General features: G+C 43.6%; 27 protein-coding genes and 2 pseudogenes. 26 read left to right on the forward strand and 3 right to left on the reverse strand.

Annotated features, from left to right (window positions below; translation table 11 throughout):
- The first annotated feature begins 3 nt into the window (after positions 1-3).
- The 5 genes from BN1360_RS11345 to recA all read left to right on the forward strand — a co-directional run bounded on the left by BN1360_RS11345 (position 4) and on the right by recA (position 4,582).
- Positions 4-1,362 (forward strand): type IV secretory system conjugative DNA transfer family protein, encoded by a 1,359-nt coding sequence (locus BN1360_RS11345; protein WP_082790025.1) that lies wholly within the window; start codon positions 4-6, stop codon positions 1,360-1,362.
- Between the two features lie 7 nt (positions 1,363-1,369).
- On the forward strand, positions 1,370-1,813 hold the full coding sequence (locus tag BN1360_RS11350) for a hypothetical protein (RefSeq protein ID WP_068779951.1): 444 nt from the start codon (positions 1,370-1,372) through the stop codon (positions 1,811-1,813).
- Between the two features lie 68 nt (positions 1,814-1,881).
- Positions 1,882-2,700: a S1 RNA-binding domain-containing protein gene (locus BN1360_RS11355; RefSeq protein ID WP_229520984.1), complete on the forward strand. Its 819-nt coding sequence runs from the start codon at positions 1,882-1,884 to the stop codon at positions 2,698-2,700.
- Between the two features lie 61 nt (positions 2,701-2,761).
- The gene (locus tag BN1360_RS11360; protein WP_068779953.1) at positions 2,762-3,433 is read left to right on the forward strand and encodes a hypothetical protein; all 672 of its coding nucleotides are present in this window, start codon (positions 2,762-2,764) and stop codon (positions 3,431-3,433) included.
- 105 nt (positions 3,434-3,538) lie between these two features.
- A complete protein-coding gene (gene recA, locus BN1360_RS11365; RefSeq protein WP_068779954.1) occupies positions 3,539-4,582 on the forward strand; it encodes a recombinase RecA in 1,044 nt (347 codons plus the stop codon).
- Positions 4,583-4,670: 88 nt separating this feature from the next.
- On the opposite strand, the gene BN1360_RS11370 is transcribed toward recA, so the two are convergent.
- Positions 4,671-4,850 (reverse strand): DUF2188 domain-containing protein, encoded by a 180-nt coding sequence (locus BN1360_RS11370; protein ID WP_068779955.1) that lies wholly within the window; start codon positions 4,848-4,850, stop codon positions 4,671-4,673.
- A gap of 111 nt (positions 4,851-4,961) precedes the next feature.
- Between BN1360_RS11370 and BN1360_RS11375 the strand changes: the two genes are divergently transcribed.
- The 12 genes from BN1360_RS11375 (at position 4,962) to BN1360_RS11430 (ending at position 11,869) form a co-directional block, all read left to right on the forward strand.
- The gene (locus BN1360_RS11375) at positions 4,962-6,107 is read left to right on the forward strand and encodes an SEC-C domain-containing protein (RefSeq protein WP_068780026.1); all 1,146 of its coding nucleotides are present in this window, start codon (positions 4,962-4,964) and stop codon (positions 6,105-6,107) included.
- A 365-nt stretch (positions 6,108-6,472) separates the two neighbouring features.
- A complete protein-coding gene (locus BN1360_RS11380; RefSeq protein WP_068779956.1) occupies positions 6,473-6,787 on the forward strand; it encodes a hypothetical protein in 315 nt (104 codons plus the stop codon).
- A 288-nt stretch (positions 6,788-7,075) separates the two neighbouring features.
- Entirely contained in the window at positions 7,076-7,987 is a 912-nt protein-coding gene (locus BN1360_RS11385) for a hypothetical protein (RefSeq protein ID WP_068779957.1), read from the forward strand.
- Entirely contained in the window at positions 7,984-8,310 is a 327-nt protein-coding gene (locus tag BN1360_RS11390; protein ID WP_020816499.1) for a hypothetical protein, read from the forward strand. The genes BN1360_RS11385 and BN1360_RS11390 overlap by 4 nt, the downstream gene beginning before the upstream one ends.
- Positions 8,311-8,497: 187 nt before the next feature.
- Entirely contained in the window at positions 8,498-8,980 is a 483-nt protein-coding gene (locus BN1360_RS11395) for a hypothetical protein (protein WP_229520986.1), read from the forward strand.
- The gene (gene ssb, locus BN1360_RS11400) at positions 8,977-9,405 is read left to right on the forward strand and encodes a single-stranded DNA-binding protein (RefSeq protein WP_036715197.1); all 429 of its coding nucleotides are present in this window, start codon (positions 8,977-8,979) and stop codon (positions 9,403-9,405) included. The genes BN1360_RS11395 and ssb overlap by 4 nt, the downstream gene beginning before the upstream one ends.
- Complete coding sequence (locus BN1360_RS11405) at positions 9,405-10,088, forward strand: PD-(D/E)XK nuclease family protein (protein WP_068779959.1); 684 nt, start codon at positions 9,405-9,407, stop codon at positions 10,086-10,088. The genes ssb and BN1360_RS11405 overlap by 1 nt, the downstream gene beginning before the upstream one ends.
- A gap of 135 nt (positions 10,089-10,223) precedes the next feature.
- Complete coding sequence (locus tag BN1360_RS11410; RefSeq protein ID WP_157259345.1) at positions 10,224-10,385, forward strand: hypothetical protein; 162 nt, start codon at positions 10,224-10,226, stop codon at positions 10,383-10,385.
- A complete protein-coding gene (locus BN1360_RS26390; RefSeq protein ID WP_157273511.1) occupies positions 10,360-10,701 on the forward strand; it encodes a type II toxin-antitoxin system PemK/MazF family toxin in 342 nt (113 codons plus the stop codon). Before BN1360_RS11410 ends, BN1360_RS26390 begins: the two co-directional genes overlap by 26 nt.
- Before the next feature lie 25 nt (positions 10,702-10,726).
- Positions 10,727-11,083 (forward strand): hypothetical protein, encoded by a 357-nt coding sequence (locus BN1360_RS11420; protein ID WP_229520987.1) that lies wholly within the window; start codon positions 10,727-10,729, stop codon positions 11,081-11,083.
- Between the two features lie 136 nt (positions 11,084-11,219).
- Complete coding sequence (locus BN1360_RS11425) at positions 11,220-11,708, forward strand: JAB domain-containing protein (RefSeq protein ID WP_068779961.1); 489 nt, start codon at positions 11,220-11,222, stop codon at positions 11,706-11,708.
- On the forward strand, positions 11,705-11,869 hold the full coding sequence (locus BN1360_RS11430; protein WP_157259346.1) for a hypothetical protein: 165 nt from the start codon (positions 11,705-11,707) through the stop codon (positions 11,867-11,869). The genes BN1360_RS11425 and BN1360_RS11430 overlap by 4 nt, the downstream gene beginning before the upstream one ends.
- Positions 11,870-12,744: 875 nt before the next feature.
- Here the strand turns inward: BN1360_RS11430 and BN1360_RS11435 are convergent.
- Positions 12,745-14,076, reverse strand: a complete 1,332-nt coding sequence (locus BN1360_RS11435; protein ID WP_068779962.1) for a sensor histidine kinase — start codon at positions 14,074-14,076, stop codon at positions 12,745-12,747.
- Between the two features lies 1 nt (position 14,077).
- Positions 14,078-14,764 carry a response regulator transcription factor gene (locus BN1360_RS11440; RefSeq protein ID WP_068779963.1) on the reverse strand — a complete coding sequence of 229 codons (687 nt, stop codon included), beginning with the start codon at positions 14,762-14,764 and terminating at the stop codon, positions 14,078-14,080.
- A 278-nt stretch (positions 14,765-15,042) separates the two neighbouring features.
- Here BN1360_RS11440 and BN1360_RS11445 point away from each other — a divergent pair, with 278 nt between their 5' ends.
- From BN1360_RS11445 to BN1360_RS11485, 9 genes and pseudogenes are all read left to right on the forward strand, one after another.
- Positions 15,043-15,192, forward strand: a complete 150-nt coding sequence (locus tag BN1360_RS11445) for an SHOCT domain-containing protein (protein ID WP_229520988.1) — start codon at positions 15,043-15,045, stop codon at positions 15,190-15,192.
- Between the two features lie 68 nt (positions 15,193-15,260).
- Positions 15,261-15,461: pseudogene (locus tag BN1360_RS26395) on the forward strand (DJ-1/PfpI family protein); the annotation flags it as partial.
- 269 nt (positions 15,462-15,730) lie between these two features.
- Positions 15,731-16,558: pseudogene (locus BN1360_RS11455) on the forward strand (DJ-1/PfpI family protein); the annotation flags it as partial.
- Between the two features lie 43 nt (positions 16,559-16,601).
- Positions 16,602-17,240 (forward strand): DUF2306 domain-containing protein, encoded by a 639-nt coding sequence (locus BN1360_RS11460; protein WP_068779964.1) that lies wholly within the window; start codon positions 16,602-16,604, stop codon positions 17,238-17,240.
- A 25-nt stretch (positions 17,241-17,265) separates the two neighbouring features.
- Positions 17,266-18,012, forward strand: a complete 747-nt coding sequence (locus BN1360_RS11465) for a DJ-1/PfpI family protein (protein ID WP_229520990.1) — start codon at positions 17,266-17,268, stop codon at positions 18,010-18,012.
- A 350-nt stretch (positions 18,013-18,362) separates the two neighbouring features.
- The gene (gene trxA / locus BN1360_RS11470) at positions 18,363-18,677 is read left to right on the forward strand and encodes a thioredoxin (RefSeq protein ID WP_068779966.1); all 315 of its coding nucleotides are present in this window, start codon (positions 18,363-18,365) and stop codon (positions 18,675-18,677) included.
- A gap of 24 nt (positions 18,678-18,701) precedes the next feature.
- Entirely contained in the window at positions 18,702-19,604 is a 903-nt protein-coding gene (locus BN1360_RS11475) for an NAD(P)/FAD-dependent oxidoreductase (protein WP_068779967.1), read from the forward strand.
- A 111-nt stretch (positions 19,605-19,715) separates the two neighbouring features.
- Positions 19,716-20,624, forward strand: a complete 909-nt coding sequence (locus BN1360_RS11480; protein ID WP_028537997.1) for a class I SAM-dependent methyltransferase — start codon at positions 19,716-19,718, stop codon at positions 20,622-20,624.
- Between the two features lie 152 nt (positions 20,625-20,776).
- Entirely contained in the window at positions 20,777-22,162 is a 1,386-nt protein-coding gene (locus BN1360_RS11485; protein WP_068779968.1) for a DHA2 family efflux MFS transporter permease subunit, read from the forward strand.
- Positions 22,163-22,222: the final 60 nt, after the last annotated feature.

Consider the following 22,222-nt stretch of genomic DNA (forward strand, 5'->3'; position numbering starts at 1 on the left):
AGCATGATTCAATGGGGAGGCAGTGATATGTTCACGCATATGCTTGTTGTTGGCCCTACCCGCTGTGGAAAGACAGCCACTTTACTCAAGCCCATGATTTATCAGTTGCTGCTTCTGAAGAAGAAGGGGGTTCCACTCGGACTTTCTGTTGTGGAGCCTAAAGGTGATGTTGCGGCAATGGTAGCAGAAATGTGTGATGAAATGGATATGCCCTGTGTCCATGTTGATCCCACAATAACTCATAGCGCGCGGTTTCCGGTGATGAAAGGCGACGAGGACGACGTAGCAGAAGCTACGGTTACTGTCCTTAAATCTATGTTCGGGAAACAGGAAGCATTTTTTGCTACAGTGCAGGAGCTTGCCGGACGGAATATTACCAAGCTTTTAAAACGTCTTTACTTGGATGATGTTAACCTGGGCGATGTACTCCGAACGATGCGAGATCAACGAATGCTGGAGGATAAGGTACAGGAACTTCGTTTTAAAGAGGGTGAATCCGATCTGGTTCAGTTTTTCCAATCGGAACTGCTTGGGGCACAGAAGGAAAAATATCAGCAGTTTGTTATCGGGCTTCGCGCCCAGCTTGAGAACTTAACGTCTAACCGGCATCTGGAGCCAATCTTGACTGGACAATCCGATTTCGACATGGACAAGCATTTTGCTTCTGGCGGTGTATTAGCCGTAAATACGGCCATGGGTAAATTGCGGAAAGCCGGGGATGCCTTTGGTCAGTTCGTCGTTATGCATTTGCAGAGCGGAACATTCCGCAGGCCGGGCACAGAGCGCACGCGCGTACCGCATTTTATGATCGTGGATGAGTATTCCCGATATATTAATCCCGATGTGGAGTTGTTCTTATCCATTGCAGCGGAGTATCGAACAGCCGGAATATTTGCTATCCAGTCTTTGGGGCAGCTAGAAGTCGAATCTGGCAAGATCAACGCTAAGGCCATGAAGCAATCCATTATGACGAGTTGCCGAAACAAAATCGCTTTTGGCGGGCTATCTTATCAAGATGCTGTTGAATTTAGTCGGGAATTTGGGAAAAAACAAATCATAATGCGTCAAAGCACATTTAAACAGCAATTATTACTCCCTAACTTTTTGCCGGAGAACTACCGGGACACGGAAAAGGAAGAAGACCGTATTTTTTACACGCAGATGATGGATGGACTACCCAAATTCCATTACGTGGCGAAGCTTCTGGACGATGGCACACCTTTACCGCCGAAAATAGGCAAAGGTTCATTTGTTCCGAGGGACTGGAAAGAGCGGCGGGGATGGGGAGGAAAAGGGCGGGGGGGGGGAGGGATTGGTGGCGTGATCAAGAGCTGGACCTTTACATCATCTAGAGTGGTGTAAGCGANTAATGCGTCAAAGCACATTTAAACAGCAATTATTACTCCCTAACTTTTTGCCGGAGAACTACCGGGACACGGAAAAGGAAGAAGACCGTATTTTTTACACGCAGATGATGGATGGACTACCCAAATTCCATTACGTGGCGAAGCTTCTGGACGATGGCACACCTTTACCGCCGAAAATAGGCAAAGGTTCATTTGTTCCGAGGGACTGGAAAGAGCGGCGGGAATGGGAAGTAAAGCGGCGATGGTGGAGAGGATTTGGTGCCGTAATCAAGAGCGGAGGCGCTAAACTTGAACAGGGCAATGTGGCATTAGATGTGCAGCCTAATCAAGAAACATTTACTTCACGTTTGAAATTTATATCCGATCCTATCCAAGACGAACCACATGTAGACGAAGATGATTTCGATTACACAACGACAAAAACAGAAGAAGATCCATTTGAGTAAGAACCTCAGCGCTAATTGTGCTGAGGTTTTTCAAATATCAAAAAACAAATTTATGGAGGTTAATGAACATGAGTGAAGAGTTAAAGAAAGTGCTGATTGAAGGTTATAACGAGGAGAAGTTGGAGCAGAGCAGCTATGATGAAGGCTGGGCGCAGATTTATAGTGCCCGGCAGAATGATCTTGTATTGCAAGCTGAACTAATTGGTCTTGAGCCAAAGCTAAACAAGCTGTGTGGCGTGGTATTAGTCGGTGGAGTCAGAGGATATATCCCACAGGATTTCTCTGGTACGAAGGATGCCCATGAATTTCGGCGTTTACTTGGAGAACCAGTTGCCTTTAAAATCCTGAGCTATGATCGTGATGGAGATACCTTCATCGCATCCCGTCAAGCAGCCCTGGAACATATGGAAGGTTTGACGTGGAAATGGCTGGAGCAAGATGCGGTAATTACAGCGGTAGTACGTAATGTTACTCCTAAGGTGTTGATGCTGGATATTGGCGGTATTACAACGGAGCTGCCGGTTCAGGAGTATGGTTATGGATGGGTAGATGATCTTCGTGAAGAAGTAAGTGCCGGGGATCACCTCAAAGTGAAGGTTGTAGAACTGGATAAAGAAAATAAAATCGTGAAGGTTAGCAAGAAGGCAACAGAGAAAAGCCCATGGCCGGATTGCGCAAAACGATATGTATCCAAAGGAACCTACAAAGGTAAGGTATCCGGTGTAATGGAATATGGCATTTTCGTTAATCTTGAGCGCGGAGTCGATGCTCTGGTTCCCCATATCCGGTTCGGAAAAGTGAAGCGGGGCGATACAGTCTATATTCGGGTCCGCGGGGTTGACCCTAGGCAAGAACGGATTTATGGACGGATTATTCCAAAAAAGTGAAAGGGGCGATTCTCGCCTCTTTCGCCTCTTTCCTTACTTCGGTTTTAGAAAGGAGCTTTGTATGAAAACATCACCATTCTCAATTACACATGAATGGACGTTTAAACCTGCTTCATTTTCGGAGGAGCTTGTACCGGGATATGCTCCATTACGAGCTGCTACCGAAGCAGATGGGCTCAGATCGCTTGGTTTAATCGGCTGTATGGGAAGTGTTCAGATGGAGCGTTTATTCCAGTGGAAACGACATCAAGTCCGGCGCATGTTAGCTGAGAAGAAGCTAATTCAGCACCTGCTTCTCAAGAACAAGAACACGATACCCATCTATACGATTGGCCCGCGAGCTGCGCAATTACTCAACCTGGAATGGTCACATGAGTTCTGGAGAACATGGACAATGGAACAGATTTTGTCCCATTTAGTGTTTTTTCAGTTTTGCTGTGCCATGCGGGATAAACAAAAAGCGTTTCAAATTCATGCCGCTCCTTATCCCTTTACGGGGAGAGTTGAGATTGGATCTGAATCCAGAAATGTATTGGTGATCCGTGGTGATACCAGTCACTTGCATGCATCATTACGGCACTCGTCGTATCCCATTATCGCAATATCAGAATCTCTTGAAGCAGTTAGGCCGTTGAATGAACTTTTGAAGGAAGCGAAGTTACTACTGGACGCTGACCTGAAACAAGAATATCGTTTCTACAGGCAGATCAAGGGAGAATGGGTAATTAAGTAAATGTCTTGGGAAAAATCTCCTTTCCTATTGAAATACGAACATATGTGTGGTAAATTTCCTATAAAAAGGAACATACATTCGTATTGTAGGGAGGAGTTTTGGACTATGGACAACCAAGAAAACAGACAAGCGGCACTAGAAAAGGCTATGAAGGAAATTGAGAAGTCTTATGGGAAAGGGGCTGTCATGAAATTAGGGGAGGCAGCTCATGTCCAAGTTGAAACCGTTTCGAGCGGCAATCTTGCTCTTGATATAGCTTTAGGTGTAGGAGGTTTTCCAAGAGGACGAATTATTGAGGTTTATGGTCCAGAATCCTCCGGTAAAACAACAGTGGCACTACACGCGATTGCTGAAGTACAGAAGTTAGGAGGACAAGCTGCTTTCATTGACGCCGAACATGCACTGGATCCTACATATGCTAAAAATCTGGGCGTTAATATCGACGAGTTGCTGCTGTCTCAGCCCGATACCGGTGAACAGGCGCTTGAAATTGCAGATGCCTTGGTACGAACCGGAGCGGTAGAAATTTTGGTTGTTGATTCCGTAGCGGCCCTTGTTCCTAAAGCAGAGATCGAGGGAGAGATGGGGGATTCTCATGTAGGACTTCAAGCCCGACTCATGTCTCAAGCGATGCGAAAATTATCCGGTTCGCTTAGTAAATCCAAGACGATCGCTATTTTTATTAATCAACTCCGGGAGAAAGTCGGCGTATCCTTTGGAAGTCCGGAAGTGACTCCTGGTGGTAGAGCTTTAAAGTTCTATTCAACAATACGTCTGGATGTTCGACGCGTGGAGATTCTTAAGGCAGGAACTGAAGCAACAGGGAATCGAACACGGATCAAAGTTGTTAAAAATAAAGTTGCTCCACCGTTTAAACAAGTTGAGGTCGATATGATGTTTGGAGAAGGAATCTCAAAAGAAGGCAGTATTATTGACCTTGGGGTTGAAATGGGTGTTATCGATAAGAATGGATCATGGTATTCGTTTGGCGAAGAAAAAATTGGCCAAGGAAGAGATAATGCAAAACAATTTTTAAAAGATCATTTTGGTATTGCTCGGCAAATTGAAAAACGAATCCGTGAGGCGAGTAACTCATTAAGAACAAGTTCACTAGATGAATCTTTGGTACAGAGTGGAGTGGCAGGATAAAAAATTGGATTTATAAGGCGTTTATAAATAGGGGCGGGACCGGGTGCTGATTTGTGTGTCCGTCTCGCCTTTTTTAGTAACTAGCCTCTTAGGGAAAGGGCCTCTTCTGGCTATCTATAGATCGAAACTTACCGTCTTTATCGTGGATGATAAGCTCGGAGCCTTGACTTCTTGCAATATCTCTAGCAGCGACAATGGATTTTTTCTTCGTTTTTTTTACTTTGGTTGCGAACCCATGTTCATATGGAAGAACATATTTGTTAGGCATATTATCCCCTCCTTTTTTAGGTCGAAAGTTCGACACAAAGGGAGGAAATACCTTCTTGAATGCCGAATATTGGATTCATTCAAGCTCAAACTATCATTACAGGTGAATTTTATGATATTGACTAAAAGTAGAATTGATCTTTTTGAGTTAAATCCTTACGAACCCTGTCCGTGTGACTCAGGTGCTAAATTTAAATTTTGTTGTTATAAAAAAGCAAAAGCTAGTAAGCCAAAAAGGATTATTGATTTAAGTTATTCAGATGGTCGGATACATAATTTCGTCAAGCAATTTTGGGAAAAGACAGATTTCCATACTTGTTTCGCCTTCAATAAAGAAGAGTGTGATGACTTAATTAAAAGCGCTCATTCAATCCAGAATAATAGAATTCTTAATAGAATTAGCAAAGATGGGCATTTATACACTATAAGTTCAACAGGGACTAAAGAGGGCCCAGTTTCCTATCTTAATAAAATCAGTAGAAATAAAGCCAGCACATTTTTTGGGTTTTGTAATATTCATGACACAGAGCTCTTCAGACCAATCGAAAAAAAAGAGTATATTGGAGAGTCAATACAAAACTTTTTGTTTGCATTTCGTGCTCATGCTATTGAACATCATAAAAAACTAAGAAAGCTTAATTCACAAAAAAATATTTTTATCGAGTTTCCGTTTACGATGTTAGAAAAAGAACATATTTATGTATATAGAGTCGCTCAACTTGATGTTAGAGATTGTTCCGTTGATTATGAAGTGTTTAAGAAAGATTATTCTAATGCGAATTTTGACAACTTTAGAACCTTATATCGAAAATTAGATTTTGAGGTATCCTTTGCAGCATGTTCATCATTTGCTGTTGAATATGACTTAGAAGGTAACATAATGAATGATATTTATAGTGTTGGTTACGAGCATATGCCATCAATTTATGTCAATGTATATCCGACAAGTGGGGGAACAAATATTTTATTATCGTATCATTTGAATAACGATGGGACATATAAAAATTATTTTGACCAACTAGAGAAACTAAAAAATGAAGACTTATTAAAATATTTAAATTTCTTATTAATCCAATATACAGAAAATATTTTCTTCGATCCTTTTTTCATAGAAAATTTATCTGAAAAACAAAAGAATTCATTATTAAAAAGTTTTGACAGTTCCATATATCCAATCGAAAAGGCTATCCTAATAAGCAAAGGTAGTTACTATAAGTTTAACTTGTTTGAGAAGAATATGGATAAATCTGATTCCTAATTTATTTGATGGATAAGAACATATGTTGCATTGATATTAGTCAAATGCTATAATATTCCTGTAATTATTTTTACCTCTAAACTCCCCATTGCCGGAGACAAGAGCCACCTGAATAGGTAAGATTGCAATACCTCCCCTACAAGCCGTTGAGCTGAGGATAAAGTAGGATAAAGCAATAGCCCGAAATCTCCAGCGCCGAGAACAAGGGAAGAAGAGTACCGAAAGGCTCTGATAAAGGTCAAACAGCACGCGCATGTGTAATTTAATGTACTGATAATGTGAATTAAAGCCGATTTTTGCATGGATTCGTCCGTGCAGAGATCGGCTTTTTTTATTTTCCAAAAAATGAAAGGGTGGATCGAAGCATGTTTAAACACTGGTTCAAAAAGGACAAGCGTCAAGATTCATTAGTTTCACGTCAAAAGCTGGTTCTTCCCAATGAGAGCGAGTGGACTAAGCTCAAGCTAATGTGGGAGAAATCCAGAAATGAGCATAGCTCTTTAGAGCAAAGTCTTATTCAGGCTGAAGCAGAAGCCTTTGACCGAGTTAAAGGGATGCTTGAAGAGACTCTATCGTTATTGGATGATGCCTGTGTCGAAACAGACGGAATGCTCAAAGTGAGGCTCCAGCAAATCTGGAGTGATCTGGATGAACTTGTGAAGACCTATACGTTTGATTAAAAATCAGAAAGGATTCCCTCCCCATCTTCCAATAGCATATGGAGTAAGCGGGGAAATTACCAAAAGCAAATGAACGGCAGGAGGGGCGGTATGTTAGGACATCCCTTTCAGCAAATCAACTTCATGACACTGTCGTGTTCCTTAAAATACCCATGTGGATTGAAGCAAGTAACAGTAAAAATGGTGAATAAACGTTGTTCCTGATAGAGGAAGGACGTTTTTTTATTTTACCTTTCTGTGCGGGTATAAAAACAGCACAGGCGTCAATTGACGGGTGGAGGTTAAAAAATGGACTTGTCGATTATGGAAAAGGTAGTAGTTCAAGGTGATCTTTCTTCATTGAAACCTGAGGAACGTTTGATCTACTACACGAAAGTTTGTGAGAGCGTTGGACTTAATCCCCTCACCAAGCCGTTTGATTATCTGAAACTGGATGGAAAGTTAGTGCTTTATGCTAAGCGCGATGCTACGGATCAGCTTCGTAAAATTCACAAAATCAGTATCACAATAACCAGCCGTGAACGCATTGGTGATGTTTACTGTGTGACAGCTCGTGGAACGACTCAAGACGGTCGTGCTGATGAATCCATAGGTGCTGTTTCCTTAATGAAAGAGGAGAAGATCTGGGACGAGATGCGTAGATGCAAAGTCCCTACAGGAAAGATTCTCCCGTTGACAGCAGATGAACTTGCCAATGCCATTATGAAAGCCGAAACAAAAGCGAAGCGTCGGGTAACGCTGTCACTATCCGGCCTTGGAATGATGGACGAAAGTGAGATTGAAACCATTGAAGGTGCAGAACGGATTGAAGTGGGTGAGCTTGCTCAAACGAATAATCAAGTTCCGAAAAAGTTGTCTTCTGATAGCACTGCATCCAGTTCTGATCCTAAGACTACTGAAAGTAAAGGTAAGAAAAACAATTCGGGTGGAAAGCCTTCAAACTCGAATCCAAAGAACTCGGGAGAAGTATACAAGATGCTGGATATGGCAACAGGAACCTCTCCGGGCGGAGTAACATTCGCCAAGTTGAAAGTAGTCAATGTAGGGACGGGTGAAGAATCCATTGTGCTTGCCAATACAGCTGAAACGCTTGATCAGGTCAATGCGATTTCAAATAACATGCAATTTAAACTTGATTTTGAAATGAGCAATGGATTCAAAATTGTGAAATCGATTCAGTTAGTGGGTGAAGCTGCATGAGTCTGACAACCTTTACGGATGGGAAGGCACTAATCTGTGCGTTCCCATCCAGTAAGCAAAATGGTGTGTATCTCGTGAAAGTGGAGCCTCATTACAACGATTTGATTATTACGCATGACTGCCCTGCATGTCATTTCGGACACAAGCAATGCAAGCATGTTCAAATGGCTGCGGAAGTTTACGAGCGTTGGCAGTGGTGGGAGCCTAAAAAACAGATTCACACGGTTACGCGCAAAATTGTTCTTTCGTCGGAGTGGGAACAGATACAACTTCCTCCCAGCCAAGAAGAACAATTAAGGGCAGTGATCGACCATGCTTCCTGACATTCTGGACGTTGCAGACCAGAACGGACTCATTATTAAGCCTTCCTCACAATCGAGGGAGGAAGTTCTCTGTAAATGTCCATTTTGCCATGAGGATTCTAAACCGGGAAAAAAGCGAAGATACTACCTTTCTCTTAACACCAAAGACCAGGTGTTCAAATGCTGGTTTTGTGGGGAGAGTGGGGGAGTGCTTCGCTTTATTTCTCTTTTGGAGGGAGTTCCGGAAGAACAGGTGCGGCAGAGATATCGTAAGCGGAAAATTGTGCATCCAGCTGAACGACTCAGCCGAAATCAACGAAAGTTATTGAGGCAACACACAGGAGGCAAAGAGCCTAATTGGAAGCTGATGAGAGAAAGAGATTTTGCCTATTACATGCGTTCTATGGATCTTCTTTGGGAGCAGTGGAATGAGTTTCTGGAAACAGAACGGCAAGGTGCTTATCTCTGGCTGATCATCGGGATAAAGAACTTTAAATATCAAAAGTACATTGAGCGTATCCGACAACGCGAGAAAGAAATTGAAGCTCCCTTATTGGACGATGTGCTCCAAATTTATTCATGTTCAGTACGTCCTAGGTGGACGGAAGACGCGGAAAGATTTGTTTGCAATTTTAAATCTGTAAGTCCTGAGCCTGAAAGGGCAGGCATGAAGACGGAGGATAAAAAATGAGCTTGAACCAAGCAGTATTAATCGGAAGACTGACAAAGGACCCTGAGTTACGTTATACACCTTCTGGTGTAGCAGTGGCACAATTCACATTGGCTGTAGATCGTCCCTTTACGAATCAAAATGGAGAACGAGAAGCGGACTTCATTCCTATTGTGGTCTGGAAGGCAGTCGCTGAAAATGTAGCTAACTATGTGAAGAAAGGCCACCAGGTTGCAGTTACAGGACGAATTCAGGTTCGCAACTATGAGAACAATGAAGGGCGCCGTGTATATGTAACGGAGGTAGTTGGACAGTATGTTCAATTCCTTACTAACACATCTAACGGGACTTCTCAAACCGGCGATCGTCAAAATTCGACAAATAATAAAGGGACCAATTCAGCCGGAGATGGATGGAACATCTCTGATGAAGATTTGCCATTCTAATGCTGTACTCTTATTCCCGGCTCTCGCTTTATGAAACTTGCCCTTATCGATTTTACCAAAAGTACATTTTAGGTAAAAAAGAGCCAGTTACCAAACCACTAGCTCTTGGAAAAGCAGTTCATAAAGCGATTGAGCTAAAGATCAATGGAGTATCTGAGCATGAAGCCATTATAGAGGCAATTATTGAATCAGATTTTCATCCCGAAGTGACTTATGAAGAGATTGCTTCATTGGTGCAGCGTGCTCCGGAAGTCAGGGGACAAACGGAAGTTCATTTTGTACTTCCACTTGGAGATAGCATTCAATTTCAAGGCTACATTGATCTTCTGGAAGAAGAACGATTTTGGGATTGGAAATCGAATTGGCGACTGTACCGAGCAAATGATACAAGGCAGCTTGCATTGTATGCTTGGGCAATTATGAAAAGAAGAGGACTTCGGCAAGTCAAGGGGACATTGTACTTTCTACGCTTCAGGAAAGCAGAATCGTTTGTATATAACGAGTCTGATGCCAATGAAGCTAGAGAATGGGCGCGTGGTTTGGCGGAAGAAATTGAAATGAAGAAGTCTTGTCTGGAATCATTCCCGGATATGGCTTCTTCTTTATTTCCACCTACACCAGGCAGCCATTGTAAGCATTGTCCGTTTGTGCTGGAGTGTTATTTAAAAAAGGGAGAATGCTGATTCGGTAAAACGAAGTTCTAAATTTGCACTCTTTGCAAGTGTGCGGAAAGTAAGATATATAATTACTGATCCGTTGATGTTCCCCTTCCGTTTGGTTACAATGAGTTTAATAAACTAAGCGGAAGGAGGGGCGTCATGAACAAGGAGGAGAAGCAAGTGGCAAAATCCAAAGATACAAATTCGGAAAATGCTAAATTAAAAGATATTCCTAGAGATGCTTGGGTCGTTGGCTCTGAGTATAATTTCTGGCTGAACGACAAGGACGATGTTTATGACGAACTCTACAAGGACGTTTAAACGTGGGAGTGTTTGGATTGCTGAAATTGTTTATCGTGACGATGTAAGCAAGTCCAAGAAGCGACCTGTCGTTGTGTTAATGGAGGACAATCAGGATGAAGATTTACTGATTGCTCCAATAACAAGTTCATATATGCGGAATCATTGGGACATAAACTTGCTCGATTGGAAGTTAGCCGGGTTGGTCTTTCCTTCCTATGTTAGAACGTCCAAATTGAGTAGCGTTCATTATGAACGACTAAAACATGAAATAGGAATTTTAACTGATGAAGACTTACAAGCGGTTCTTAATGCTTGTAGGTCTTTATTTTTATGAAAATTAAATTAGGAGAGTGTTGAAAATGACAGCAGTAATTGAAAAATTGACCGAAGAAAAAGCAATTGAACTAGCCTTAGAAATCGAGCGTACGGAAGCGGCGTTGAAGCAAATGAAAGTGAACTTGAAGGCTTATGTGGATGATAATGGCCCACTGCAAGCTGGAGATAAATTGTGGGGATACAGTGTTTCGACTTCTTGGCAATTTGGAGCCGATGGTTTAAAGGAATTAGCCGTGGCGATTACAGCAGAGGGAAAGAATGCTTGGGAGTTCCTGAGTCTTCCGGCTACTTCCATTAAGAAGCTCGGTTGGGAAGAAGCTGCGTTGTCTCAATATGGCACGCTGAAAGAAACGAAGCGTTTCGATTCGAGAAAAGTCTAATTGCATCTTTAGTTCTCAGAGTAAATTATGGTTCGAGATAGTTATAAATAATTTCGCCTCTCGCCCGGCGTTAAACGGCGGTGTTTATTTCCGACACCGCCGTAAGGCGGCTCGGGATAAACGGGAAGGAGTACAAATGGAAGATTTTATGGTGAGGGAATCTCAGTTGAGCGCTTTGCCACCTAAACGACGCAAACAGGCTGAGAAGTTGCTTGAACTGATACGAAAAGTGATGGAAGGGGAGAAAGATCACTATATCCATACACCAGCCGATGTTTTTCAGGCTGTGGCTACGGATTTAGTCGGATTAGATAAGGAGCACTTTATGATCCTTATTTTAAATACAAAGAACCGTATTTTGTCCAAAGAGGTTATCTCTATCGGTACATTAAATTCGGCAATCGTGCATCCTCGTGAAGTTTTTAAACCTGCGATTATCAAAGGTGCGGCATCTCTCATCTGTACTCATAATCATCCTTCGGGTGACCCTACTCCAACTGTTGAAGATATTAGACTGACAGAAAGGCTAATACAAGCCGGTGAAATTCTTGGTATCGATGTTTTGGATCATGTTGTAATCGGAACGGAAGGATATGTTTCTCTAAGGGAGCAGGGTATGATATGACAGCCAAGGATCGCTTTTTAAATGAGCTTTTGAAGCGGAATGGTAAGGAACGGTGGGTAGCTGCGTTGTTGCTTGCTGCTCCTCCTGAAGTTTTGAGTACAGTTACGGTGAAAACTTTGCGCAAGGAAGGAAAGGTGAGTATGAATGCTTCGGGTAGCTAATGAAATTAATTACTTTCAATCTACGCACTTTTCATAAATAAGTTGATAAGCCGGTAATCAAAATACATGAAATTTTTAGGATCAAATTCTTATTAGTACTTAAACTTTTAAAAATTAGCCTGTGGTATCCATTTCGTCCACAGGCTTATGATCTTAACAGGGCACAAATTAGTCTGCATTAATATTTGTTGTCCTAGACTTCTCCCAAACAACACTGGCTCCGATTGTCTCACTGATAAAACGAAGTGGTATTTACATGCCCCCCTCAAGTACATTCATCTTTTCTACAGAAGAGCGACAAATTCCACTGTTTAATAAGCCTTATATTTTCCATAAAACTACTAAACTATTAAAGTATATTATAGGATGTAAAGATCAATAGAGAGGATGCGAGAATATGAAGAAGTTTAGTAAAATTTGTAAAATCTACTGTTGTACTGTGTACTGCATTTCTGGTCATCAGGTACGCAGGGGCAGCACCCGCAACTGAATTGTCACAGGATCAAAAGGACGCTTACTACAAGCAGTATGTTGAAACTGTTAAAAAAGTTGTTTCAGAACATCCTGGTGTTTCACTTGAAGATTGAGTTGATCCTGCGATTTTCAAGAAAATTGCATAAGAATGAGCTTCCGCTAAATTAGTTGTCACTGATAAAAAAAGGGTTTTCATTGATGTCCACCGCTTCTGCTTCAAAGACAGCTACATTGAATTCAAACGGTGCAAGTGTAACTTAAACAATTATTGGTTCTTTTGAGACTTCACTGGCTGGCGGTAGACAGGTGTTTACGGGAATAAATTCAATTACTTCGTCTACTAATAAAGGCTCTTGTAACCAAACTGGCTACGAATATGATCTCTTCGATGCAAGTCGTACCTATGGCGCAGCTACGGATATCCAACCTGTTAGCAGCGCTCCACCTTCCGAATGGTTACCTGCGGAAAGTTCACCTCCGTGTAGCCTTACAATTCTTTGTGAAATGGTCAAGCCTAATCCGCTACCTCCAGTTGAACGATTTCTAGATGCTTCACCACGATATAGAGGTTCAAAAACTCGATGTAGTTCTTCCGAGGAGAAGCCCGGGCCTGTATCACGGATCATAAACTTTATTTTGTTACCTTCTTTATAACATTGAACAACAATTTCACCATACGAGGGTGTGTGTCTGACGGCATTATCCAACAAATTGTTCATCGCTCGTTCCAATAAATGCACATCACCGTTAATGAAGCAGTCGTCTTCAATATGGGTCGAAATCGAGATGTTCTTTTGGCGAGCTAGCGGACTTAAACTGTCAATCGATTTCAGGATGATGAGTTTAAAATCAATCTTCTGATTATGAAGATCCATCTGCACATGCTCCATCTTTGTAAATGTGAAAAGGTCCTCTACCAACCGGTCCAATTGCGCCGACTTTTCCTTACAAACGGCCAAATATTTGGTTATTTTATCCGGGGATTGGGCAATGCCTTGTTCCAGACCATCCAAGTAACCTCGTAAAGCGAACAACGGGGTACGCAAATCATGAGCGACAGCTGTAATGACGAATCGGCGCTCTTCTTCCAATTCTGCTTGTATTTGAAAAGCTTTTTGCATTCCATTCACCATCACTTCGAATGCATCGCGTACCTCAGAGATTTCGGTGATATAGGATCTAGGCAACTCTACGTCCCAATCTCCTGCAGCGATTTTTCTAGCTGCAAAGCTCATCTTTTCGAGAGGCTTAAGAAGAAACCTTCGCATTTCAACACCGACAATAAAAAAAGCTAACAATAGCCCGGTAAATATCGAAATGAACTTAGCCGCATTTGACTTCGGAAGATAAATAATGACCTTTCCAAGTAAATGACCGTCCTCTATAATGGAGAACCGTTCGGTAGAAGGCAATATGCCATGGCTCTGCGGATTAGAACGGTAAATTTCTTGATCTGATGCAGATAGAATAGCCGCTTCCATTTTCGCTTGTTGCAACTCATGATGCAATTGGTTTTGCCAATTCGGATCCCTCCAATTGTCCGAATTGGTTTCGATCAGCTGTACGATCTTCTCGATCCATTGTCCTTGCAGAATCTCGGCTTGAGCTCCGTTTTTTGCGAAGCTGAGCGTTTTTGTCTCTATGAAGTGTGTTGTCACATAAAAGATCCACGGCACTAACATTAAGAAAAAGAAAAGCAGTATAGTAAACGAACGAATACGAAGTGTTCTCATCTTAACCTCCCTCGAAGCGATACCCTATTCCCCATACGTTGACTAGGTATTGAGGATGGTTCGGATCGGATTCAATTTTTTCGCGAAGTCGACCGATGTGCACCCGAATCGTATGCCTGTCACCTACCCCATTCCAAAATTTCGAAAGTATCTGTTCATATGAAAAAACATGCCTAGGGTGTTCGGCAAATAATCGCAATAATTCATATTCCCTCGGGGTGAGCACTACACTCTTCCCATCCACGAATACTTCTCTTGTGGATAGATTTAGCTTGATGCGGCCAAAATCCAAGATTCTCTCACTCATTTGCAGTTGGGAAACAGAACGCCGTAGTACAGCTTTTATCCTGGCTACGATCTCGCCAGGTGAAGCGGTTTTTACGATATAATCATCGCCGCCGAGCGTCAAGCCACGAATCTTGTCTACATCGTCGCTGCGTGCGCTCAAGAAAAGGATCGGAACATTACTCTTCTCACGAATCCGGCGACATAACTCAAACCCGTTTTGCCCCGGCATCATGATGTCAAGAACAATACAATGAATGGAATTCCGCTCAAACAAAGTCCAAGCTTGAACAGAATCACAAGCGGTTATAACGCGAAAATTTTCATACTCTAAAAAGTCGCTCAATAGTTCGACAATGCTTTGATCATCGTCAACAACCAGTATGGTACTGATTTCACTCATGATATCCCACCTTTGAAAACTAGTTTATCATTTAACCCCATGCAACAAACAGAACCACCTAATTTGTGATGATTTGTTTATTGTTTTGTGACCTTTATACAACTTCATTTGAGATACTCGTTTGTTACGATACTTCTTGCCGAGTCGGACAGCAAATATCGCGAGTTAGGGCCCGTTCTACGCAAAAACGGATGAAGGAGGTTGACATAAACTTGGAATACGGAAGTTTCTCATTTTTTCCATTCGGTGCTCTATTTTGTCTTACACTTTTTTCTTTTATGGTAGTTCGAATTTATGCGATTAATCATCGCTACAGAGTTTCCAATCAAAAAGACCGTGACATCACATTGATTCTAAAAGGCCGGATGGCTAGTGGTGAGATCGACGAGAAGGAATATCACAGGCTGAAGGATCTTCTGACAAAATAATTTTTCCCTGATACGATCCGCAGGTTCGAGGATCAATCTACTGACTTTGAATATGAGGAGGTTTGTGGATGTTAACGGTTCAAGTCGTGCTTTTTGATGGCTTTGACCTTCTGGATGCCATTGCGCCTTACGAGGTTTTTTGTGCCGCGGCAATGTATGCTGAAAACGCGTTAAGCGTAGAATTCGTCACCGCTGAAGGGCCGAGAATCGTCACCAGCGGCATCAACGGGTTAAAAATTGAAGCGAGCGGCAGACTGAACCCGGAACGTACGGGCATCATTCTCGTACCTGGCGCGTCGGGTGACGTCGAAGGAGATGGGCCGAATTCGCCCCCAGCCATTCTGTCTCGGGCATTGAATACGGAATTGGCTGGATTGATTGAGCGAGCACTCGGGCAAAAAGACATCATCGTTGCCACGGTTTGCGGCGGTTCCCTGTTACTGGCCATGGGGGGGGGCTTGGAGGGCAGACCGGCGGGAACGCCACCTCTTGGGCAGAATGGAATTTGAGGAACCGGAGGCAATCCCCGCCCCGCCCNATCATTCTCGTACCTGGCGCGTCGGGTGACGTCGAAGGAGATGGGCCGAATTCGCCCCCAGCCATTCTGTCTCGGGCATTGAATACGGAATTGGCTGGATTGATTGAGCGAGCACTCGGGCAAAAAGACATCATCGTTGCCACGGTTTGCGGCGGTTCCCTGTTACTGGCCATGGGGGGGCTCTTGGAGGGCAGACCGGCGGTAACGCATCATCTGGGCATGAATGTACTTGGAGCAACCGGAGCCATTCCCGTCCCGGCACGCGTAGTGGATAGCGGCGATCTGGTTACTAGCGGCGGCGTTACTTCGGGACTCGATGTAGCGCTGTATCTGGTGGAACGCGAGCTTGGACCGCGTATCGCGCACGCGGTAGAGCAGCTGTTCGAATATGAACGGAGAGGAACGGTCTGGCGGGAAGAAGGAAGGGCGCCTAGCTCTCACAAGGCAGAGACCGACGAAGAAACGAACATCGCGACGAACAATACGGGGATGATTTATGATACCTCGGAAATCAAATTACCCGGAGAATCTGAATTCGACGGGGATTGGGATACGACAATTGCTACGCCTGTTGGGAAACTGGAGGTCAAGCTCTCCATTTCCATAAGGAATGGGTTGATCCAAGGCCAGGCCACACAAGGGGATGAGACGGTCGAGTTTATAAACCCCTTACTTCAGGACAATAAGCTTACCTGGTCGCTGCGCGTCACGAAACCTATGCGGTTAAATCTAAAATTCGAAGTTATCGTGCGTGGAGATGACATGATTGGATTTGCCAGGGCCGGCATACTGCCTGCATCCAAATTAACAGGCAAGCGTGTTACCTAACCCATAAATGCGAATTGGTCATAAAAATGAGGGGATGGATCGCATGAAGGAATGGAAAATAACATACGGACTTTTGGCCTGCATCAGTATTCTATTTATCCTTTACGCTTTGGTGGCCAATTTTATTATCGATCCTGGAGCCAAGGCGTTTTTAAGCCATAAAATCGGCCTGAAGCGCGAACTAAATCTTCCAGTCTGGATAAACGTTATGCACGTTCATGTTGCGTTTGCCTGCATCGCCATGGCGACGGGGTTGCTGAACTTCTCCAACCGCGTCTTTGAAAAAAGCCGCAAGCTCCACCGTATAAACGGCTACGTTTATTTAGTATCCGTCCTTCTTGTCGTGATTACTTCCGGATATATGGCTCCTTATGCTACTGGAGGAAAAATAAGCAGTATGGGGTTCAATGCTCTTAATATAATATGGCTGTTTATCACCATTATGGCGCTTGTACAAATCAAAAAGAAACGTATCATTCGGCACCGGAACTGGATGATCCGAAGTTACGCCTTTTGTTTTACGAACATGACAATTCATCTCATCACCTCCCTTTTTTATCAGGGATTTGGTCTCATTTACGCTACCAGCTATACAATTGGCGTTTACGGCTCTATTGTGCTGCTGTTGATCATTCCTAACATCATTATCAGAAATATCAATCGATCCAGAAAGGCAGTGTAGGATGAAAAAAATTATAGGAGTACTCATGTCGTTTGTACTAGTTCTATGTCTAGTTACCTCTACAGCAAGTGCGAATTCAAAAGAAAATAATGATCCATTCAAAGACAAAAGGATGCATGTTCAAATCGTCTTGTTCGATGGTTTCGATCTGCTGGACGCATTAGCACCATACGAAGTATTCGCTGCTGCGGGAATGTACTCAAAAGGAGCAGTTACTGTGGAATTGGTTTCCGCAGAAGGCAAGCGTTCTGTCCCGAGCGGTCTGAACGGGCCCGCTCTCGAAGCGCAAGCTGCATTAGACCCAAAGCGTCCGGGAATCATTTTGGTGCCTGGGGCTTCGGGCAAGCCAGCGGGAAATTCGGAAGATGCCATTCCAAATATATTAAAGAAGGCCATGAAGACAGGCTTGTCGGAAAAATTGAAACAAGCTTTTAACAATGAGGAAGTTATTGTAGCTACAGTATGCGGTGGTACACTACTGCCTGCGATGGGAGGTTTGTTGAAAGATAGACATGCGGTTACCAATCAAATAGGCATGGAAGCGTTAGGATCTCTCGGTGCAATTCCGATTGAAGCAAGAGTCGTTGAAGATGGTCCTCGCTTCGTAAGCGGGGGAGGCGTGACTTCGGGTCTTGATGTGGCCTTGTATTTGGTTGATCGTGAGTTAGGTCCCCAAATCGCAAATGCTGTAGAAAAGTTATTCGAGTACGAGAAAAGAGGCACGGTGTGGCGAGCGGAAGGCATTGCGCCGATCAATTTTAACGAAAACTAATACCGATCCGATAAGAGCAACAGCGGCAGACTAGGATGCAAAAGACCCTAGCCTGTCCGCTGTTGTTGGCTCGATCACATGCCAAAAGAATGCAACTGGCCTTGGTATGGCTAAATTTTCATGAGACTGACTTGCATCTTATACAAAACAAAGTTATCATAGATACATGAAGTCTTTAATTCGAAATGGAGGAGTACTATGAAAATTCACAAGCAACTGATTATGCGTTTGAGGTGATGTTCTATTTATTGGTTACTGGCAACAACGCCGGACAAGATTACTAGACCCATTTTATGACAAATTAAAGATATTATATATCCATAGTATATTTAATTGAAAGGAAGATCACGATGGCTATTCAACATGCGAAAGATTCTACTTTTAAAGAGATGGTGCAAACGGAAGGTACAACAGTAGTGAATTTTTGGGCTGCTTGGTGCGGTCCATGCAGAGTGTTTGCACCTGTATTAGAGGAGTTTGAAAAGGAAGCAAATGATTCCATTAAAGTCGTTAAAGTTAATGTAGACGAAAATCCGGTAACCTCTTCACAATTTCAGATTATGAGCATACCGACAACCATTATATTCAAAGATGGACAGCCTCTATATAAAGAAATAGGCATATTGTCGAAAGGTGCCCTGCAGCAGCTTGTTGCCTCCAAATAAATCAACAAAAAAGGGGAGATTCTTTTGACTTATGATTGTGCTATTATCGGCGGAGGCCCGGCAGGACTCAATGCGGCTCTGGTACTTGGGCGAGCCAGACGCAGTGTTGCGTTATTTGATAACAGCCAGCCCCGAAATGCGGTTACACATGCTTCTCATGGATTTATAACAAGAGACGGTGTGACACCAGCCGAGTTTAGGCGTATTGCATATGAGGAGGTTCTGGGGTATCCCTCCGTTGAACTTTTACCTTGGGAGGTAACCGAGATTCACCGGAATGATCACAGGTTCGTCGTCGTGACGTCAACCGGAAAACAGATTGAAGCACGCAAATTACTGATCACCACGGGACTTAGGGAGATTTTCCCGGATATTCCAGGTTTACGTGATTGTTATGGAACAAGTTTGTTCAGTTGTCCCTACTGCGATGGTTGGGAGCTTCGAGATCAGCCGCTAATTGTTGTTTCCGAGAACTCTGGAGTGTTTCATATGGCCAAGCTGCTCTATACCTGGAGTAAAGATCTTGTGATTTGTACAAATGGGCATGCTGTTCTGGACAACGATCAAAAACAATTGTTGAAATCCAGAAACATCGAAGTGGTTGAACAAGCAGTAACGATGTTTATCGGTCATGAGGGGAAATTGCGGCAGGTGGAATTTGCGGATGGCACGCGAATCGAGAGAACGGGAGGATTCATTACACCGGAATGGAAACCGAAGGCGTCTTTTCAGGGTTCGCTTGGTTACGAGGTAAATGAGTTTGGCGGTATCGCCACAAATGAGTGGGGCAAAAGCTCGGTTCCAGGTGTGTATGCCGCCGGGGATGCAGCTTACGTAATGCCTTCCCAGTTGATTTTTGCTGCAGCAGGCGGAAGCAAAGCGGCGATTGGCATCAACATGGAGCTGACAGAAGAAGATTTCGTTTAGCTCTAAGTGGACATGTCCTTCTCTTGGGGAAAAAGTTTCTTAGAGAGAAGGACTTTTTTCAAAAGTCATAAGTGTAATGGCTACATATAACAGAAAGGGATGAAGAGGATGATGACGAACGATTTTTTTAATGATGCCGTTTGGGAAGCAGCTTGGAAGAATGATCCAGATACAGCGGTTAGCAAAATGAAAAAAGCTGGAATTGATCCAGCACATACTTTTGACCATAGGGCAAAGTCATTTAACGAGCAGGCGTTTAGCGAAGAAGGCAGGCGAAGAACAAAACGGATTATGAATTGGCTGGAAAGTCAGGGTGTGACATTTAAAGATATCTCCATATTAGACATTGGAGCGGCCTCAGGCGGATTTACAGTGCCATTTGCGGAGAGAGGGGCTAGTGTTACTTCTGTGGAGCCTAGTCTTCCATTAGTTGAGCTATTGAAAAGTAATATAACGGGATTAAAGAACGGGAATGTAGAGATTGTGGCTGAGCCTTTTGAAGACATTGATATTCAAGCAAAGGGGTGGGAAAAAGCCTTTGATTTCGTATTTGTCTCCATGTGCCCGGTTATTGTCGATTGGGACAGTGTGGAGAAAGTGCTGAGCTGCGCACGACAGTATTGCTATATCAGCCTGTCTGTCGGCTCCAGGGAGCACAGTCTGGTAAAAGAGATTTGGCCTTTGGTCACTGATCAGCCCATGAAAACGGAACATTTGGAAATGGCTTATTTGCTCCATTTACTGTATCTCAAAGGGTATTCCTATCAGTCGCTCGTAACCCGGGAAATGAAATCTACAGAAGTATCTAGAGACACGGCGCTCCAGGAGGTTATGGAATGGCTGAGAATTTTCGGTTTGACTGCGGACGACCAGAATAGGAAAATCATAGCCAATTATTTGGAACGGACCTATCCGACGGATAAGGTTGTCATCCAGCAGGGTGGGCGTTTTGGCAAGGTGCTTATTCAATTGAAGGATCAGAGCATGTACACCGGTGTCCAAGAATTTCCCCATAAGTAATTTCTTTAACTGTATAATGGATAAAAAATATCTGTAATATCTACAAACTGTTAAGGGATGATTATATTCATGGCATTTCTACACGCAACAGATTCTACATTTCATGGGCTGGTTCAGACAGAAGGAGTGGTCGTAGTAAATTGAGGAACGTTATGAAAAGAAAACCTGTAATCATTGTCGCATCTCTAATCGTCGCGAATTTTTTGGCACAACTCATGCAAACCATGCTGAACACGGCTTTGCCACAAATGATGCTTGACCTTGGAATCCAGGTCAATCGGGCGCAATGGCTGATCACCGTCTATCTTCTGGTTTCTGGAATTGTCATCCCTGTGACGGGATTCCTGATCGGAAAATACTCGACGAGAACCCTGTTTTTCGCATCCGCTGGGGCCTTTACGACAGGGACGCTAATTGCCGGCTTCTCCGTCGACTTCACATTGATCCTATGCGGACGAATTATTCAGGGGATTGGCGCCGGATTGCTGGTACCGGTGTTCCTGAATACGATTATCCTAGTGTTCCCAAAGGAAAAACTCGGGGCAGCGATGGGACTGGCCAGTCTCATTGTGGGACTCGCCCCTGCACTGGGGCCGACGATTTCCGGCTTCGTGATTCAACATCATTCTTGGAGAATCTTATTCTATGGGGTGGCGCCCATAGCGATCGCGAACCTGTTTGTCGCCTATTATTGCTTGGAAAACGTTTGGGATACGCATAAAGCGAAATTGGACTGGAGATCGATTCTTTATTCAAGTTTGGGCTTCGGCAGTCTGTTGTATGGATTTAGTATCCTTAGCGATCAGGGAAAAGGGATTCAGCTTGCGCTGACCTTCCTTATCGTGGGATTCGCACTGTCGTTTCTGTTTGTGAAGCGCCAATTCAAACTGGCCGTCCCTTTGCTTGATTTCAACGTATTTCGTTACCCGAGATTTACTTATGCATCGATTATAGGCGTAGTCCTGTTCATTGTGATGGCCGGGGTGGAACTGCTGCTCCCGATATATGCACAAAATGTCAGGGGACTACTGCCTAGAGAATCGGGGCTAATGCTGCTCCCAGGTGCATTGCTGATGGGGGTGTCCGGAGTGGTATCGGGTAAAATCTACGACCGTTATGGCGGTCGCTATTTGATTCGGATCGGCTTCTTCGGGATAGCCGCCGTAACGGCTCTATTAACGATAGCGCTATCGATTCACGCTCCGTATGGTCTGTTGGTAGGGTTATATGCGTTGCTTATGACCGGGGTCGGTTTTATGATGACCCCAATTACTGCTTTTGCCATGGCGAGCTTGCCGAATTCGATGATGAATTACGCTTCGCCGATGACCACGGCCATACGTACATTGGGCATGTCAATGGGCGGGGCACTGCTCATCACCCTGGTGACAATTACCGCAGATTATAGCTCATTCTCTTTTCCGATCAATATGCATCAAGGAATTCAAGCCGCGTTTTGGTCACTAGCCCTCGTTGCAGCGAGTGGTTTTCTTCTTACTTTCTTTGTTCCATATGGTAAAGGTTCAGTGGAATCGTAGGTCTTGGAGTGTTGCCAGTTACAACGAATAAAGGAGTAATAAGGGAGGCGATATTTGACA

The organism is Paenibacillus sp. GM2 (assembly GCF_900069005.2).
In the GTDB taxonomy this organism is placed as follows: domain Bacteria; phylum Bacillota; class Bacilli; order Paenibacillales; family Paenibacillaceae; genus Fontibacillus.

What these genes read in the sequence shown, in the direction of transcription:
- BN1360_RS11345 (WP_082790025.1), top strand. Translation starts at nt 4, where the DNA reads ATGATTCAATGGGGAGGCAGTGATATGTTCACGCATATGCTTGTTGTT.
- BN1360_RS11350 (WP_068779951.1), top strand. Translation starts at nt 1,370, where the DNA reads ATGCGTCAAAGCACATTTAAACAGCAATTATTACTCCCTAACTTTTTG.
- BN1360_RS11355 (WP_229520984.1), top strand. Translation starts at nt 1,882, where the DNA reads ATGAGTGAAGAGTTAAAGAAAGTGCTGATTGAAGGTTATAACGAGGAG.
- BN1360_RS11360 (WP_068779953.1), top strand. Translation starts at nt 2,762, where the DNA reads ATGAAAACATCACCATTCTCAATTACACATGAATGGACGTTTAAACCT.
- recA (WP_068779954.1), top strand. Translation starts at nt 3,539, where the DNA reads ATGGACAACCAAGAAAACAGACAAGCGGCACTAGAAAAGGCTATGAAG.
- BN1360_RS11370 (WP_068779955.1), bottom strand. Translation starts at nt 4,850, where the DNA reads ATGCCTAACAAATATGTTCTTCCATATGAACATGGGTTCGCAACCAAA.
- BN1360_RS11375 (WP_068780026.1), top strand. Translation starts at nt 4,962, where the DNA reads ATGATATTGACTAAAAGTAGAATTGATCTTTTTGAGTTAAATCCTTAC.
- BN1360_RS11380 (WP_068779956.1), top strand. Translation starts at nt 6,473, where the DNA reads ATGTTTAAACACTGGTTCAAAAAGGACAAGCGTCAAGATTCATTAGTT.
- BN1360_RS11385 (WP_068779957.1), top strand. Translation starts at nt 7,076, where the DNA reads ATGGACTTGTCGATTATGGAAAAGGTAGTAGTTCAAGGTGATCTTTCT.
- BN1360_RS11390 (WP_020816499.1), top strand. Translation starts at nt 7,984, where the DNA reads ATGAGTCTGACAACCTTTACGGATGGGAAGGCACTAATCTGTGCGTTC.
- ssb (WP_036715197.1), top strand. Translation starts at nt 8,977, where the DNA reads ATGAGCTTGAACCAAGCAGTATTAATCGGAAGACTGACAAAGGACCCT.
- BN1360_RS11405 (WP_068779959.1), top strand. Translation starts at nt 9,405, where the DNA reads ATGCTGTACTCTTATTCCCGGCTCTCGCTTTATGAAACTTGCCCTTAT.
- BN1360_RS11410 (WP_157259345.1), top strand. Translation starts at nt 10,224, where the DNA reads ATGAACAAGGAGGAGAAGCAAGTGGCAAAATCCAAAGATACAAATTCG.
- BN1360_RS26390 (WP_157273511.1), top strand. Translation starts at nt 10,360, where the DNA reads ATGACGAACTCTACAAGGACGTTTAAACGTGGGAGTGTTTGGATTGCT.
- BN1360_RS11420 (WP_229520987.1), top strand. Translation starts at nt 10,727, where the DNA reads ATGACAGCAGTAATTGAAAAATTGACCGAAGAAAAAGCAATTGAACTA.
- BN1360_RS11425 (WP_068779961.1), top strand. Translation starts at nt 11,220, where the DNA reads ATGGAAGATTTTATGGTGAGGGAATCTCAGTTGAGCGCTTTGCCACCT.
- BN1360_RS11430 (WP_157259346.1), top strand. Translation starts at nt 11,705, where the DNA reads ATGACAGCCAAGGATCGCTTTTTAAATGAGCTTTTGAAGCGGAATGGT.
- BN1360_RS11435 (WP_068779962.1), bottom strand. Translation starts at nt 14,076, where the DNA reads ATGAGAACACTTCGTATTCGTTCGTTTACTATACTGCTTTTCTTTTTC.
- BN1360_RS11440 (WP_068779963.1), bottom strand. Translation starts at nt 14,764, where the DNA reads ATGAGTGAAATCAGTACCATACTGGTTGTTGACGATGATCAAAGCATT.
- BN1360_RS11445 (WP_229520988.1), top strand. Translation starts at nt 15,043, where the DNA reads ATGGTAGTTCGAATTTATGCGATTAATCATCGCTACAGAGTTTCCAAT.
- BN1360_RS11460 (WP_068779964.1), top strand. Translation starts at nt 16,602, where the DNA reads ATGAAGGAATGGAAAATAACATACGGACTTTTGGCCTGCATCAGTATT.
- BN1360_RS11465 (WP_229520990.1), top strand. Translation starts at nt 17,266, where the DNA reads ATGTCGTTTGTACTAGTTCTATGTCTAGTTACCTCTACAGCAAGTGCG.
- trxA (WP_068779966.1), top strand. Translation starts at nt 18,363, where the DNA reads ATGGCTATTCAACATGCGAAAGATTCTACTTTTAAAGAGATGGTGCAA.
- BN1360_RS11480 (WP_028537997.1), top strand. Translation starts at nt 19,716, where the DNA reads ATGACGAACGATTTTTTTAATGATGCCGTTTGGGAAGCAGCTTGGAAG.
- BN1360_RS11485 (WP_068779968.1), top strand. Translation starts at nt 20,777, where the DNA reads ATGAAAAGAAAACCTGTAATCATTGTCGCATCTCTAATCGTCGCGAAT.